Raw genomic sequence first — 14,869 nt, 5'->3', positions numbered from 1 at the left:
AGTCGCTCAGAATCCAGAACACTCGCTTGGCGCTTAGGGGTGGCGGGTTGCTTCGCGTCACCCTTGCCTTGATATTTAGTTAGTTTGTTAAGGGATGAAAGATCAGAATTACATGAAAACCTTTTAGTCTTCGGCGTAACTCTATCTCCCTCCAGGGATAGAGAAAACCTTAGCCCTTTACTGCTCCGGCGATACCCTCCATGTAGTATCGCTGTGTGAACAGGAACACGACGATGATCGGAATCACCGAGATCATCGTACCGGCGGCGATCCAGCCAAAGTTATACGAGAACTGTCCGTTCAGCGTCGTCAGTGCGGACGCAAGCGGGTACTTTAATGGGTCATCCAGAATAACCATTGGCCACAGGAAGCTGTTCCAGAACGACATGAACTCCAGCAGGGCAATAACGGCAATCCCTGGCTTAACCAGCGGCAGAATCAGCTGCCACCAAATCCGAAATTCGGAGGCGCCGTCAATCTTTCCAGAATCACGCACGTCAATCGGGATATTTAGGAACGTCTGCCGCATCAGGAAGATGTTAAAGACAGACACCGCTGCAGGCAGTACAACGCCCAGGTACGAGCCGCCTAGTCCCAAATCCTGAATGGTCAGGTAATGTACGATCATCGCGGTGGAGGATGGAATAATCATCGTTGCAATCAAGGTCACGAACACGAAATTACGGCCCTTAAATCGGAATACGGCGAGCGGATACCCCGTCATACATGACAATACAATATTGAACACTACACCCAGCACCGTAATTACAACCGTGTTCCAGATATACCTTGGGAAGTTCATAAACTGCCATACCTGCACATAGTTATCAAAATCAATAAAGGTCGGGAAGATTGCAGGCGGCGAAGAGAAAATATTACGCCCCGGCATCAGTGACACACTCAGCAGCCATAAGAACGGTCCCATCATAAAGATAGCCAGGAGGAGCAATAGCAAGTACGTAATCGCCATCCGCAATCCGTTGACTACTTTTTTCTTGCGCTTGCTCGTCTCGATCAACTTGTCAGCTTGGGTTAACTCGACTGTTTCCATCAGTATGAATTGACACCGCCCTTCTGATTCAGCTTAAACACGATGACACTGAGTCCGCCGATCAGTACACTCACAATGAGTCCCAGCGCAGAGGCATAGCCGAAATTGAACTGCTCCAGACCTTTTTCAAATATATACACGCTGGATACCAGCGTCGATGTTCCTGGGCCACCCTTGGTCAGAATATAGACCTCATCAAATACGCGCACCGCCCCCATAACAGAGATCAAGGAGCAAAAAAAGATATGCGGACGCAGGAGCGGCAGGGTAATGGACCAAATCAGCTGCATTCGGTTGGCCCCATCTACTCTCGCTGCCTCGTAGAGGTCATTCGGAATGCCCTGAAGACCTGCAAGATACAGCATCATGTAATAGCCGAGTGCTTTCCACATCGTAATAAACATGAGCGTAGCCAGTGCCGTTTCACTGGTCGACAGCCAGGATACCTGCTCACTGATAATTCCTACCTGCATCAGCAGGTAGTTGACCACCCCATTGCTGCTCAGCAGCCAGCTCCAAATCAGGGCTACAGCAACCATGGAGGTAACGACAGGAATGTAGTACGCCGCACGGAAGAGCTTAATTCCAGGTATACGGCTGTTCACGAGAATCGCCATTAAGATAGAAAAGATCTGGATAAACGGAACCACGATAACGTACAGCAGTGAATTCCATAAGGAGATGGTGAAGTTCTTATCCAGAAACGCATTCTTGAAGTTATCCAAACCAACATACTTTGTTTCCCCAATAACGGAATAATTCGTTAAGGACAGCGGTATTCCATAAATAATCGGCCAAAATACAAATACGGCAATAATGAGCAAACCTGGGGTCATGAATGCCCAGGCTGCAAAAGATTCAGAACGAACCCACCTCATTTGCATTCCCCCCTTGTGAATTAGACGAGGCAAGAAACGTATTTCTTGCCTCATTTAATGCATTCCAATTCTCCTTACACTCAAGTGGCACTACTGCTTCAGGATATTGTTCACTTCGGCCTCTACAGCATCCAGCGTGGCCTGAATTTCTTTACCGTTCAGCAAGATTTCCTGCAGTCCGCGTGCGATTGCAGAGTTAATATCTCCTGCATTTGGTACCCCGACCATGTAGTCTGTCGCTTCGGTAAGACTTTGGCTCGATGCCAGCTTCGCTTCAGCTTCAAGAGATCCATCAGATTCCTTGAAGAACGGATCCTCAACGGACTCCTTCGTGGAAGGCAGTGTATTGGCTACTTTGGAGAAGGCGGTTTGATTGGCTGCATTGGTAATAAATTTGGCAAACTCAGCTGCTGCCTCCGGATGCTCGGTCTTGGAAGGGACGACAATGTTCATAGAGTTAGACAATCTCAGGCCGGCTTTACCTGTCGGCAAAGATACAGCAATCGTGTTCTCATACACATCAGGTGCGGATGTCTTGATAAAATTGATGAAGGTTGGTCCAGCGAGTACGAAGGCCGTCTGCTCTGCCGAGTAGAACTGGATCTGCTTGGAGAATTCAGCATCCTCCTTCACGACCAGCCCTTCTTCCATTAACCCCTTCAGGTTCTCAATCATAGCCACCATTTCAGGTGTATTGAAGGCAGCTGCGGTCTTGTCTTCGTTCAGGATCTGGATACCGTCGATGGGCAGAAGCTTCGAAACGAGCTGCACCGCGTAACCGGCTTTGCCTGTCTTTTCTTTTACCGTACGGGCCCACTCTGCCAGTTCCTCTCTGGTTTGCGGCGGATTTGCCGGATCAAGTCCAGCCTCCTCCACTATTTTCTTGTTCATAAACAGCACTTCGGTACCGGTGTACCATGGGAGGGCATAAGCTTTGTCGTTAATGATGGTGGAATTGAAGATTCCGTCAAAATATACGGCCTTCTCTTCATCTGTGAGGTGTTCGTTCAGGTCGGTCAGCGCACCTTTGGTGCCCATCTGACTCGCAAATTCGGTGTTGAGATTCACGACATCCGGACTTTCATTATTGGCTGTTGTCGTCAACAGCTTCTGGGTGATCGCATCAAACGGAAAATCACTCCATTTAATCGTCACATTCTCATGTGCTGCCTCGTACTCCTCAATCAGTCCGTTAAAATAGTCGTTAAACGTAGGCTGAAGGGCAATCGTCCAGAACTCAAGCTCAATCGGCTCACTGGCTTCCTCTGTTCCTCCTGAACCCGGATCAGCAGGCGTTGGTGCAGGGTCCGCTCCGTTATTACCGCCTCCGCCACTGCATGCACTAAGCAATAGGGATAGCAACAACAGGGTTAAACACGACAGCTTGAAACCTCTTCTGCTTCTTCTCATTCCTTTTTCCCCCTTCATAATCGACAAGAGTCATTTGCGAAGAGAAAGACGTGATGATGTGTTAAAAAGCAAGGAAGTTTTACCTTTCGCTTCTCTTTGTGGGAAATTATAGCAAAGAAAACCAAAATAAAAAAGATTTTTTCCTAAATTTATTTAAAAAGCGGAATATTTTTTCTTTTGTACTAACACGCTCTTGTTACTCGGAATATAAAAGGCTGAAGAAAACAATCGAGAAAACAATCGACAATCCCTGAAGAAAAAAGCTATAATTTGAATAAATGGAATCATTTTCTGTCAAAAATATGCTGAAAAGTGGTGATTTCTGTTCCATGCTGTATGCTGGTGCCTTTATCGTATCCCTGCTCATTGTTGTGCTGCTCATTCCTCCATTAGGCAGGCTTGCTCTTAAGATCGATTTCGTGGACAAGCCTAGAGAGAATGAGGAGCGCAAGCTGCACAAGAAGCCCATCCCTTTGACCGCAAGCTATGCGATCTTTGCCGGATTTTTCATCGCCTATCTGCTGTTCTCAGGCGAATATACATGGCAGACGGCAGCCTTGTTTGCCGGAGGACTGCTCCTGCTCGTTATTGGAACCGTTGATGATTGGTACAAGACCAGAGGCAAGGACTTTCCCGCTCTGCCCAAAATGCTCGTTCAAGTATCAGCTGCCGTTATTGTATATTTAGCAGGCATTCGTTTTACCGGGTTCTATAACCCTTTCAGCGAGGAATACATCTCACTTCCGGTCTGGCTGCAGTTTACACTGACCATTCTGTGGATCTTCGGTGTTACGACAGTTATTAATTTCTCCGATGGAATGGACGGGCTCGCGGGAGGACTATCTGCCATTTCAGGCACGACATTGTTCATTGTGGCATTGACGATGGGTCAGAGTCACTCGGCCATGCTTGCGATCGTACTTGTCGGTGTAACTGCAGGCTATCTTAAATTCAACAAACCCCCGGCCAAAGTATTTATGGGAGATGCGGGAGCGACGTTCCTCGGGTTTATTCTCGCCGTCATCGCCTTGGATGGAGCATTCAAGCAGGCAACGGTTCTATCCATCCTGATTCCAATTCTGGCATTAGGTGTTCCGATCTTCGATAACCTGTTCGTCGTCATCAAGCGATTCCTTGAAGGAAAAGCGATCTATCAGGCAGATGCGAGTCAGGCGCATTACAGATTGCTAAGAGCAGGTCTGACCCACAAGCAGACTCTGGCCGTCTTATGTCTCGTAAGTGTATGTCTCTGCTTGTCCTCGATCATTCTGATGCTGGTACAGATCTAAGAGCGTAGGTTTATATCCAACAAAGAGCATGATCCATGAGTCTCCTCCACTCAGATCATGCTCTTTTTTGTGTGCCTGGAAGGCCGCCAGTCCGATATGCCCAGCATAAGAAATTGTTCATGAACTGCCCTCTGCTCCCATACAGTATATAGATGCAGGCAGAAGCCTGTGTATCAGTACAGCTGTTGAAGGAGCGGATGAAGTTGGACACTCTTCAATTTGTCATATTTCCACCACCCAACATCGCAGATCCGATACTGAAGCGACTCCTGGCCCTTCTCTGTGAGTCAGCCCCTGTATACTATGTTACAAGCCGGCCAAAGGAGGAATTCCACGAACACTCCGAACCTGAGGAATTAAATTATGTACTCAGGAGCGCGCTGGCTCAGCTCTGGAATGAGAATACCATCGCCTTCGTGGCCCATCCATACTGGGTACATGCAGCGGCGTCCATGCATCCGAAGTACATAATTACATACGAGGCTGCCCATCTTGATGAATCAGATGAAGGACTATATAAAGCATGTATGCAGCAATTGACGGCGATATCCAGTCTTGTATGCTCTGATTCCGAGATGAAATGTCTGGACTGGGCCTTCCGAGGCTGTGCCGCCCTCTTCCTGCAGGAGGAATCTGCTGTCTATGATGTGCTTTTTCAGGAGGCCGTCCATGAGCTTGTCCACAGTGAGACAACATCCATTCATCGACGTCAGTGGTTAGAGCGAGCTGCCTATTACGAATCGTTACGGGAACAATCCGGTCCTCATGAGACGATCTCCTTCCTGCTGTCCGTCTATAGGTACTTGTTGGAGGATAAGAATGCGCTTCGCTATGCGGAGGAGGCCTTCCTGCAGGCTGTCATGCAGGGTAGAAATAACGCCCTCATCACGCATTACAGATTCCTCTCGGCCATTCAGGCACAGCAGGGCAATCTGACTCAGGCTGTCAGCACCTACGGAATTACAGCCTATAGTGATACTGACACGAACAGATACCACTCACTTCTTCAGTTAATGGCGGATGGGCAAGAGACGACTGCCCTCTTCCATATCTATCGATTCAACGATGATTATCGCGCAGCCTTATCCATGCTGGACCTGCTGCCAGAGCAGAATGCAAGACATCTATCCTTTCAGCTGTACCGGGAAACCGGCCGCCTCGAAAAAGCACTCGGAGAGGTTGCAGCCTCCGATCTGCAAACGGAGCAGGACCGAAGGGAATTCCGCATACTGTCAGGCAGTGTAGAAGCCATGAGAGGTGACCGGCACACCGCAATCCGCCTATTCATGGAAGCAGCCGAGGGCGATGAGGATGTGCTTGTGCAGATTATTGCACTGGATGCACTCGATGAGAAGCTTCGCATTCTGGAGCAAGGGAGCTGAGCCGAAAGACGATGACGATATCCAATTCACCACCTATATCTCCTGTGAGGAAGAAGGAAAATAATAAGCTGACGGCCATGCTTCAGGTTCGTAATGAAGGGGGCCGATATTTGGAGGAAGTGCTGGAGGATCTCTCTACCTTTGTTGATCATATCGTGATTGTGGATGATGCAAGCACAGACCACACGCTTGAAATCTGCAGATCCTTCGACAAGGTAGAGAAGCTGGTTACTTTGGCTTCGTCTCTGTTTGATGAGGAGTGGAAGCTCCGCTCGATCCTGTGGCAGACGACGGCCTCCACTTCACCAGACTGGATCCTTGCCGTCGATGCCGATGAGTTGTATGAAGAGCGTGCGAAGCGGAGTATTCGAAACCTGATTAACCAGGATCGTTACGATTGGGTCAGCTTCCGACTATATGATATGTGGGGGAGCAGACAGTATTATCGGGAGGATAAGCTATGGCAGGCGCATCGCCGTCAGACGATGACGCTTGTCCGCTATTTTCCAGGCTTCCCTTATCTCTATCCCGAAAAAGCGCATCATGTACCCCGCCTTCCCGCCACCTGTGCCGCACTGCAGGGATTAACGACCGATCTGCGGATCAAGCATCTGGGCTGGGCCGGCCCTCTTGAGGAGCGCGTTCAGAAGTACGTCCGCTACAAAAAGCTTGATCCTGAAGGCAAATGGGGGAATATCGCACAGTATGAATCCATTCTGGATCTATCCCCAAGCCTTGTGGAGTGGAAGGAGGAGATCTAAGCATGGGGTATATCAGTGTGCTTACGCACAGCTTCGCAGATGGCTACAATCGTGACTTCGAACGGCTGTTTGGCGGCGGACTGGAACGGTATATTTTTCGGCTGTGCCAGGTCATACGTGATATCGGCCATATCCCGGAAGTGCACCAGCTCTCCTATTACGAGGCATTCCATAGAACGATAGAAGAGATTGAGGTATTCGGTTACCCTTATGATCCGGACCACATCCCACAAGCTTTTGACGAAATGGCCTCTCGCGCCCGTGGCCCACTCATCTACGCCAGCTGTATATGGCACCCGCTGAACTATGCGCCAGGCAGTCTCGGTATCTGCCACGGTATTAACTGGGATCGACACAACCTTCCGGCGGCTGCCAAACGCGAGATTGCCGGCTCGATTCAAAGGGCGCTGGACCAGCTCGACACCCTTGTGTCGGTAGATTCACATTTTCTCACCTACTGCCGGGCTGCATGCACCTATCAGGATCCCCATCAGGTTGTGCTCATTCCGAATAGTGTCGATACAGAATATTTCAAGCCTGTGCACCTGATGCTCGGAGACACCGATGCCGACAAGACGATTGATGAACAAGCACTGCGCAAGAAAGTGAAGGGCCGGACGGCCTACCTTCATCATGGAGATGAAGAGCAGGATGGAGAACAACAAGATCAAGAACACGAAGGGGAATTCAATTCTCCAGCCGATCTCAACGCTGCAATAGAAGCACCGGACCTGCAGGACGCTGACGACAGCTCTAACCAGAAGAGTATACGGCTCTTGTTCCCGAGAAGAATCAGCCTGGAACGAGGCATCATTCCTATGATGCTGGCCAGTGACCGTCTGCTGGGCGCCTACCCCACACTCACCATTGAATTTGCAGGTGAACGGGTTGAAGGCAGTACGATCGGGAAGACATTCGAGATATGGAGAAAGCATCATCCACACAAAGATCGCATATATGCGAAGAGCTATAAATTTGATGAAATGCTGCTGGCCTATCAGCAGGCGGATATCGCTGTCATTCCGACGATCTTCTCGGAAGGAACCTCCTATGCCTGCCTTGAAGCGATGAGCTGCGGACTCCCCGTTGTCGCGGGCAATGTCGGAGGATTAAATGATATCGTCCAGGACGGGTTCAATGGACTGTCTGTTCCTCCCGTAGAAGAGAACATAGTCGCCGCCATATGCAGGCTGATCGATGATGATGAGCTTAGGGAGCGGATGGGTAATCAGGCTAGACAAACTGCACTTGCCTATGATGATCACAAATGGGAGCTGGCTTGGAAAACGGTGCTCCAACACCACCTCAGCCGCAAGGCCCGGAAGGAGCGTATACTGCTGCGATGACAATCGAATCAAGATATGTACGGCGTGATGATGAACGAATGGACACGGTGCTTGTTCCACTGCATCCAGCCTGGTGGAGCAGACCATATGAATATGCCTGGGCCCGTCAATTCGCTCATGCGGAAGATACTGTGCTGGATGCTGCCTCCGGCATTCCTCATCCTTTTAAATTCTGGCTCGTTGACCGTGTGCATAAAGTATATGCCTGTGATCTGGACCCGCGCATCTTATCCAATGAGGCGATCCGTTCCGCAGTCGCGGACGATTTTGGTATTCATATATCGCGAATTCTGCCAGAGCGCTACATCGAGAATGTGGAGCGGGCTCAGGCCGATTTAGCTGCACTGCCTTATCCGGATGAGCAATTTGATACGGTCTTCTGCATTTCTGTACTGGAGCATTTAGATCACCCCACACGGCTGAAATCGCTAAAGGAATTTGCCCGGGTGCTGAGACCCGACGGCAGACTTGTGCTTACTGTGGATGTGCCCGATATTGAACCAGAACAGCTTGCCGCTCTCCTGTCTGAAGCAGGTCTTATGATCGTGGGTCCACTGAGCACCGAACGGCCTGACGATGCGATATTCACAACCATGTATGGTCCAGTCATCTACTGCTTCCGGGCACTTATCAAAAAAAGACATAAGGATGATGTGTGACGGTAAGACCGCCACACCTCATCACTTTATAACAGCATGAGCTGGGCTGCTGCTTGGAATCTGTCTTCAGCGCGCTGAGGATTCTGCTTCATGAACAGCTCTAAGGCGTTCCATCCGTATTGAGCCGCTTCTATAGAAGATGCAGGCTTATATTTCAGAATCCGTGCTGCCTCTTGCTCATAGCTCGGGAGATCCAGACCTGCCTCCTTCTCCTTGAAGCTGGCTCTCAAGGCAAGCCGCATAAACAGCTGCACAGTCGGCACCGCTCGGTCGGAAGAATCTACTTCCAGTCGGGCGGTGTCTGGTTCGTGTTCTGACGTTCGATTCAGGTATGCTTGTTCAGATGCCGCTGTCCTCTCCCGCATTTCTCGGTCAACCTCCTTCTGCTCCTGCAGCCAGGAGTAGAGCTGCCTGCGGACGGACAGCGGAGCAAGCAGCAGCCCAATTCTTGCAGAAGGAGACAGCTGAACCAGCACAGCAGACGGTTCCTTCACCTCTGGCAGCCAGGCACCGAAACCAGTCCATACCCCCAGCCGGATGAATGCTTCAGCCTGCTTCCCCATCCAGCGTGCATCCTCCATTGCCACAGATCGGTCAGGATCGCCGCTGCGCAGCTGCCCTCTGCCGGCAGCATCCGAGCAGAGCGCCTGCAGATAGATGCCGATCTCTGCCGCCATGTCCTGATGTGTATGCCAAGGTTCAAGCAGCCTTGCAGCAACGCGCCGTTCCCCAAGCTGAGCCAGCAGGATGGCTTCTGCCCAGGGCATTTTACTAAAGGCTTCTTGTAGCCAGCATTTCTGTTTCAATACCCATACAGATTGCTGCATATCAAGCATTTGCTGGAGAACAACCTGCTGCGCCTTCTCTGTAAGTCCCCTTTTTCGAATCCAACGTTCTACCTGAGCGAGCTCACCGCTGCATACAGCGAGCGGAATCCAGCGCTGCCACGCCGGCACATAATCAGGGTTCGCCTCCACAGCTTTTTCATAAGCTTCACAAGCATGCTTTCCCTCACCCTTGCGTTCATAGACGACTCCTGTCAGATATGAGGAACGATACGTACCTGCTCCTGATACGGAGGTATACTCCCTGCTACGACTGATGTTAGTCAGTACACCCAGCGCTTCATCGTCCCTCCCCAGATCCATAAGCAGAACCGCCTTCAGCTCCTGTAAATCGGCAAACCCTGGATACCTGGATACCCCTTCTTCCACCTTCTCTACCGCTTGATGCAGCTCTCCCTTTTCCCGTAAAGCAAATATCGTCTTAAGAAATACATCGGAGGCATATCCGGCCTCTGTCGGCAACTCATCCAGAAGCGGCTCCAGTATGCGTACCGCAGCATCATAATCACCCAGCTGAAAATATTCTGTACCCAGAGCATAGAGCAATATTCTGCTATCCGGCTCCTGCATTAAAGCCTCTTTAATAAGCTGAAAATTCCGTTCGCTTTTATTTTTCCGTTTAACGATGTGATCAAGGTACCCGTAATGCAGGAGCTGCAGCCCTGAGGCTCTAAGCGTACTTGCTCCCAGTGCGAGTATAGAAGTGGCCGCTTCTTCATGAATCCGCCCTTTGAACCTGATTCTCGTATCATTCCGGAAGATTCGGCAGACACTGTCCGTTACAGAATCCTCTCCAGAACGACCAAGCAGGCTCTTGATCTCCACCTCAAATCCGTATACCCCATCACTTGCTTCAAGCAATAATGAAAACAGCCGGCTCTGCTGTCCTTCGACCCATTGTTCATCCGCATCCATAATCAAAACCCAGGGCTGTGCCGCATGTCGAAGGGATTCATTCCGAGCTGCAGCAAAATCTGATTGCCATTCCATATGGACAACCGTTGCCCCATACGCTCTAGCGATATCGACACTCCGGTCGGTGGACCCGGTATCGATGATGATCATTTCGGAGACGACGCTCGACACCGAAGCCAGACACTGCTCCAGAAACAGCGCCTCATCACGAACAATCATACATAAGGAAATCGGTGATCTGTTATTCATGCCCGCTCTCTCCCCATCACTAATGCCCATCACTCCATGGCAATGTAAGCCGAAGCCGCTGGATGATCCGCCAGTCCTTGCCTCGATGCTCCTGCTCACGCTGAAGGGTGCTCATATGGGCCAAATGGTGGTCAGCTGCGCTGATCATCGTATGCAGCAGCATATTGACGCCGGACACAGAAGTGAATTCTCCTTCTTGCAAGCCTTGCTCTACCGTTTCAATCCAGCCTTCTAGAACCGATGAGAACAGCTCCTGCCTCTTGGCATTCATTGCTGCCTGGCATAAGCTTGCGAATGAGCTCCAGAGCTGCGGTATTTCCTCTCGGGTTGTGTCTGCAGCTGCACCCTGTTCTGCTCCGCCGCCCAGTGCTTCCGACAAGGAACATTTATTCTGAAGCAGCCGAATAGCCGGATCTTGATAAGCCTCTTCCTTACTCCGTATGTCCATGCTCCAGTTCATAAGCTCAGATCGAGAAGAGGAGGACGGAATATGGGCTTTGCGCCGCAATCGGTCAGCCTGCTTCCATTCCCCTGCCTTCCACATCGCCTCCACCCGATGGACACGAATCTGTTTTCGCGCATGCGGAGGACTCTCTTGTTCCAGCTGATGCAGCATTGGGATTACAGAAGAATAGCATCCGCATTCGTTCAGAATATGAATCACTTTCCATGTGCTCTCCGGTGTCGAGAAGGAAAACCGTGCCTTAAGCAGTTCCGGAATATGCTCCTCCTGAAGCGCAGCCTGCATAATCCGAAATATCCGATAGAGCGGTGGAGTTAAGCTGGGCTTGCAGCGAATCGCCTTCACATAACAGTCAACCGCCTCATCCAGTGCCTCCCGCTTCTCTGCATTTAATCCCAGCAGGTAATGCGTCTGATAGGTGCCGATTCCCTCTTCCGTATGATATAGATCCGGCGCCGGACCTAGACGCAGTGCTTCCCTGAGCGCGGCTTCCGCCTGCTTTTCCCTGCCAAATGCCTCCTCGGTCAAGGCTCGGCAGTGCAATAAGTCGGTATAATCCGGATACAGCTGCAGCCCCTTCGTAATCTGTGCTTCCGCTTCCTCCCATCTGCCGAGCGCCTGCAGACATCGAATCTCGTATTTAAGCACCAGATGAGCATAGCTGGCCTTTATTGGATCAAGACCCTCCCACGCCTTGCGAAACGAGCTCAATGCTTCCTCCAGTCGGCCAATCCTCAGCCATTCAACCCCCATGTTATACCGGTGAAATGGATTGTCTGGATCCTCATGAATCACCTGCTGAAGAAGCCGTGTATTTCGGCTGACCTTGTCTTTCTCCAGCACAATCTCTTCGCTGTAGCCATAATGATGAATGATCATATCTGTCATATGAAAATGCGCCTGGGGATTGTGATTCACAATGGATTCCGCGATCTGCTCATGAATACGTCCAGCAAAGCGATGCTCCGGGTGATTGCGAAACATCCGCAGTACAGGATTAATGGTGACGCCGCCTGATCCGTTGCCGGTATAATTGTGAATTTGCAGGAAAAATCCATCTACTCCCTCCTGTGCAGCCCATAGCGGGAGCTCTTCCCTCGCCCTGTCATCCAGCATTTCATCGGCATCCAGAAACAGAATCCAATCTCCTGTTGCAGCCTCAAGCCCCCTGTTACGGGCAGCTGCAAAGTCATCACACCATTCGAATGGAATTACAGCAGCACCTTGCTGTCTCGCAAGCTTTACCGTTAGATCGGTGGAGCCCGTGTCGACCACGATGACCTCATCAACCGCCCCTCGTACACTGTTCAAACAAGAAGGTAAGCTCCGTTCTTCGTTCTTCACGATCATACATAAAGAGATTCGGCCACTAGACATGCTCATTCCTCCGCTCCCGTCCGGATCGCCGCGTCTGCCATCCCAGATCCATCAATTGAAGAGTAGAATCGCTCAGTTTCTGAGCATGACTCTGAAGCTGGGAAGCCCCTCGCAGCTGCCCTGCTGAATTCAGTGTCTGGATCGCTGTGTTGCGGGCCAGCTGCAAGTAACTCGCTGCTGCACCGGCACGGGATGGTTGATGCTGGGGATTCAGCTGAATCGCTCTATCGAACAATGCCGCTGATTTGGCATACAGCTTCTGATCGTACATTAATTCAGCAAGCTCAAATGCCCCATCGGCATCCAGCTGGTCTTGAGCCAGCAGCTCCAGATACTGGTCTGCCGCACTCCAGCGGTAACCAGAGCGATATAGAATACCTGCGCTTTGTCTTGTCGTGATAAGTCCGGCCGCTTTCATTTGTAGAACAAGCTTCTTCCAGCCGCATTCTGCTGCCCGTTCACACAAGCGGACGGCTAGAGCGGACAGAGCGGCTTCATTGGCTCTAGCTTCCTTTGAAGCCGCTCCTCCTTCATCCGTTGCAGGATTCGCAGCACCCGGATCCGCTCCATCTTCGCTGCTCTGCAGCCCGTAGTGAAACAATCGAGCTTCCATCTGAAGATACACTCTTGATTGTTCGCCAAGTACCGTCACAAGAGCATCCGGCAATCTGGCCCCTATCCGCCATTCGGATAAGCTCCAATCAATTACTGCCATATCCAATATCGTCGCCTCTGCCTCTGTGTCTGCTTCTCTTTCCCCTTCAGTTCTGATCATGGCTGTATCTTTGGCTTCCTCGCGAGCAGCCGATTGTGCTTGCTGCAGCAAGCGGATCTGCTGCTGTGCACGTCCGGCTGCCCACGGGTAATGTTCAGTCTGCATGAGGCATAAACGTACCCAAGCCTCATCACTTGCTTGAATCCGGTCCTCCGGCAGAACGGACAACGCAGCTTCATATGCCCCGCACAAGCTCAAGGCATAGGCTGCTTTGTACAGCAATATTGAATCCGTCGGTGTCATGAGCTGTAGTAAGCGCTGAGCAATGGTTGCGTCTTTCTCCCCTTGAAGCTGCAGAAGATCTGCAAGGCCAATCGCGGCAGGTATGTAGCCAGGACACTCCTCAAGACTGGCAGAATATCGCTCTTCGGCCCGTGCCCAGCGCCCTTTATGCTTATCTATATCTGCCATATGTACCTGTGGCACATAGCTGTTCATTCCCGCATCCGTTACATAGGAACCGGCAGGCTTCACCTCTAGCGCCGCCTGAAAAGACGCATAGGCAAGATCCATCATGCCTTGTGACTTTTCAATCATTCCCAGCACAACATGCAGCTCTGCATAATCGGAATAATGCAGCAGCTCCGTCAATAACAGAGCTCTCCCCTTATCATACAGCTCCAGTGCATGCAGCAGCTTGGCAAGATCACGGACCAGTGTCGCACGGTAAGGTGCAGATACTGGACAATCCTGCAGTGACACCTCAAAGGCTTCCTTCGCCTGCTCCCACATGCCAAGCTGACAGCAGGTAACCCCAAGATTATAGAGATGGAACGTATCCTTTGGATCGAGTTCTAACGCTTTTTGAATGAGGCCAAGGTTACGCCGAGCGGTTTGTTTCTCCTGTAAAACTGCAGGCAGATAGCCATAATGCTGCACACGAATCGGACTTTTGCCGATACGAGCTTTCAATCCTCCTTCTTGCCTCATGTTGTCATTACGAACAAGCTGTTCATGAATGATTCCTTTATAATAAAAACCGCATCGATTACGAAACAGTCGCTCTGCCTCATAGAACGTTCGATCCTCAGGCTGCATTCCCGTCCAATTTTCCAATTGTATCGTACAGACGTCAGCAGATGTCTCCTGCAAAAAAGCCTTGATCTCATTCTGACCATCCGTCAACTCTTCATCTGCATCCAGCACTAGAATCCAGTCCGTCCCTGCCAGTGATATCCCTTCATTCCGTGCCTTTGCGAAGTCATCCTGCCAGGTGCTGCATACGACAGCTGCTCCGAACTGCTTGGCGATCTCCACAGATCTGTCTGTAGACCCGGTATCCACAACAACAATCTCATCCGCGATGGGCTGAATGGATGCAAGACAATTCGCAAGACGTGCTTCCTCGTTACGTATAATCATGTGAACACCCAGTGTAGGCTGTTTCAACTTGTCTTTCCTCCTTTACACGCAAAAAAAGGTACAGGCTCTTTCGTGCATAGAGATTCCCTGTACCTATATGAAATAAG

Annotated in this window: 11 protein-coding genes; 5 read left to right on the top strand and 6 right to left on the bottom strand. The window is 50.6% G+C overall.

Annotated features, from left to right (window positions below; all coding sequences use genetic code 11):
- Positions 1 to 169: 169 nt before the first annotated feature.
- The 3 genes from BK126_RS20170 to BK126_RS20160 form a co-directional block, all read right to left on the bottom strand.
- Entirely contained in the window at positions 170 to 970 is an 801-nt protein-coding gene (locus BK126_RS20170) for a carbohydrate ABC transporter permease (protein ID WP_371264556.1), read from the bottom strand.
- 80 nt (positions 971 to 1,050) lie between these two features.
- On the bottom strand, positions 1,051 to 1,929 hold the full coding sequence (locus BK126_RS20165; RefSeq protein ID WP_076314348.1) for a carbohydrate ABC transporter permease: 879 nt from the start codon (positions 1,927 to 1,929) through the stop codon (positions 1,051 to 1,053).
- A 90-nt stretch (positions 1,930 to 2,019) separates the two neighbouring features.
- On the bottom strand, positions 2,020 to 3,339 hold the full coding sequence (locus BK126_RS20160; RefSeq protein ID WP_076314347.1) for an ABC transporter substrate-binding protein: 1,320 nt from the start codon (positions 3,337 to 3,339) through the stop codon (positions 2,020 to 2,022).
- Positions 3,340 to 3,668: 329 nt separating this feature from the next.
- Between BK126_RS20160 and BK126_RS20155 the strand changes: the two genes are divergently transcribed.
- The 5 genes from BK126_RS20155 (at position 3,669) to BK126_RS20135 (ending at position 8,776) form a co-directional block, all read left to right on the top strand.
- Positions 3,669 to 4,628, top strand: a complete 960-nt coding sequence (locus BK126_RS20155; RefSeq protein WP_083656002.1) for an MraY family glycosyltransferase — start codon at positions 3,669 to 3,671, stop codon at positions 4,626 to 4,628.
- Between the two features lie 203 nt (positions 4,629 to 4,831).
- Positions 4,832 to 6,010 carry a hypothetical protein gene (locus BK126_RS20150; RefSeq protein WP_076314346.1) on the top strand — a complete coding sequence of 393 codons (1,179 nt, stop codon included), beginning with the start codon at positions 4,832 to 4,834 and terminating at the stop codon, positions 6,008 to 6,010.
- Between the two features lie 11 nt (positions 6,011 to 6,021).
- Positions 6,022 to 6,771 carry a glycosyltransferase gene (locus tag BK126_RS20145; protein ID WP_076314345.1) on the top strand — a complete coding sequence of 250 codons (750 nt, stop codon included), beginning with the start codon at positions 6,022 to 6,024 and terminating at the stop codon, positions 6,769 to 6,771.
- Positions 6,772 to 6,773: 2 nt separating this feature from the next.
- Positions 6,774 to 8,117: a glycosyltransferase family 4 protein gene (locus tag BK126_RS20140; protein ID WP_076314344.1), complete on the top strand. Its 1,344-nt coding sequence runs from the start codon at positions 6,774 to 6,776 to the stop codon at positions 8,115 to 8,117.
- Positions 8,114 to 8,776: a class I SAM-dependent methyltransferase gene (locus tag BK126_RS20135; RefSeq protein WP_076314343.1), complete on the top strand. Its 663-nt coding sequence runs from the start codon at positions 8,114 to 8,116 to the stop codon at positions 8,774 to 8,776. Before BK126_RS20140 ends, BK126_RS20135 begins: the two co-directional genes overlap by 4 nt.
- 26 nt (positions 8,777 to 8,802) lie before the next feature.
- Here the strand turns inward: BK126_RS20135 and BK126_RS20130 are convergent, their stop codons facing one another.
- Genes BK126_RS20130 through BK126_RS20120 form a run of 3 tightly spaced genes read right to left on the bottom strand, consistent with a single transcriptional unit; the run spans position 8,803 to position 14,789 of the window.
- The gene (locus tag BK126_RS20130) at positions 8,803 to 10,785 is read right to left on the bottom strand and encodes a glycosyltransferase family 2 protein (RefSeq protein ID WP_076314342.1); all 1,983 of its coding nucleotides are present in this window, start codon (positions 10,783 to 10,785) and stop codon (positions 8,803 to 8,805) included.
- Positions 10,786 to 10,804: 19 nt separating this feature from the next.
- A complete protein-coding gene (locus tag BK126_RS20125; protein WP_076314341.1) occupies positions 10,805 to 12,625 on the bottom strand; it encodes a glycosyltransferase in 1,821 nt (606 codons plus the stop codon).
- On the bottom strand, positions 12,618 to 14,789 hold the full coding sequence (locus BK126_RS20120; RefSeq protein ID WP_076314340.1) for a glycosyltransferase family 2 protein: 2,172 nt from the start codon (positions 14,787 to 14,789) through the stop codon (positions 12,618 to 12,620). Before BK126_RS20120 ends, BK126_RS20125 begins: the two co-directional genes overlap by 8 nt.
- Positions 14,790 to 14,869: the final 80 nt, after the last annotated feature.

Origin of the sequence: Paenibacillus sp. FSL H7-0326, from assembly GCF_001955535.1 — a bacterium.
Taxonomy (GTDB): Bacteria; Bacillota; Bacilli; order Paenibacillales; family Paenibacillaceae; genus Paenibacillus; species Paenibacillus shunpengii.
Note: the sequence above shows the minus strand (reverse complement) of the source record. Positions and strands in the feature narration are given on the sequence as shown.

Bases quoted from the DNA above. Each gene is read 5' to 3' on its own strand.
- BK126_RS20170 (WP_371264556.1), bottom strand. From the start codon at position 970: ATGGCGATTACGTACTTGCTATTGCTCCTCCTGGCTATCTTTATGATG.
- BK126_RS20165 (WP_076314348.1), bottom strand. From the start codon at position 1,929: ATGAGGTGGGTTCGTTCTGAATCTTTTGCAGCCTGGGCATTCATGACC.
- BK126_RS20160 (WP_076314347.1), bottom strand. From the start codon at position 3,339: ATGAGAAGAAGCAGAAGAGGTTTCAAGCTGTCGTGTTTAACCCTGTTG.
- BK126_RS20155 (WP_083656002.1), top strand. From the start codon at position 3,669: ATGCTGTATGCTGGTGCCTTTATCGTATCCCTGCTCATTGTTGTGCTG.
- BK126_RS20145 (WP_076314345.1), top strand. From the start codon at position 6,022: ATGACGATATCCAATTCACCACCTATATCTCCTGTGAGGAAGAAGGAA.
- BK126_RS20140 (WP_076314344.1), top strand. From the start codon at position 6,774: ATGGGGTATATCAGTGTGCTTACGCACAGCTTCGCAGATGGCTACAAT.
- BK126_RS20135 (WP_076314343.1), top strand. From the start codon at position 8,114: ATGACAATCGAATCAAGATATGTACGGCGTGATGATGAACGAATGGAC.
- BK126_RS20130 (WP_076314342.1), bottom strand. From the start codon at position 10,785: ATGAATAACAGATCACCGATTTCCTTATGTATGATTGTTCGTGATGAG.
- BK126_RS20125 (WP_076314341.1), bottom strand. From the start codon at position 12,625: ATGTCTAGTGGCCGAATCTCTTTATGTATGATCGTGAAGAACGAAGAA.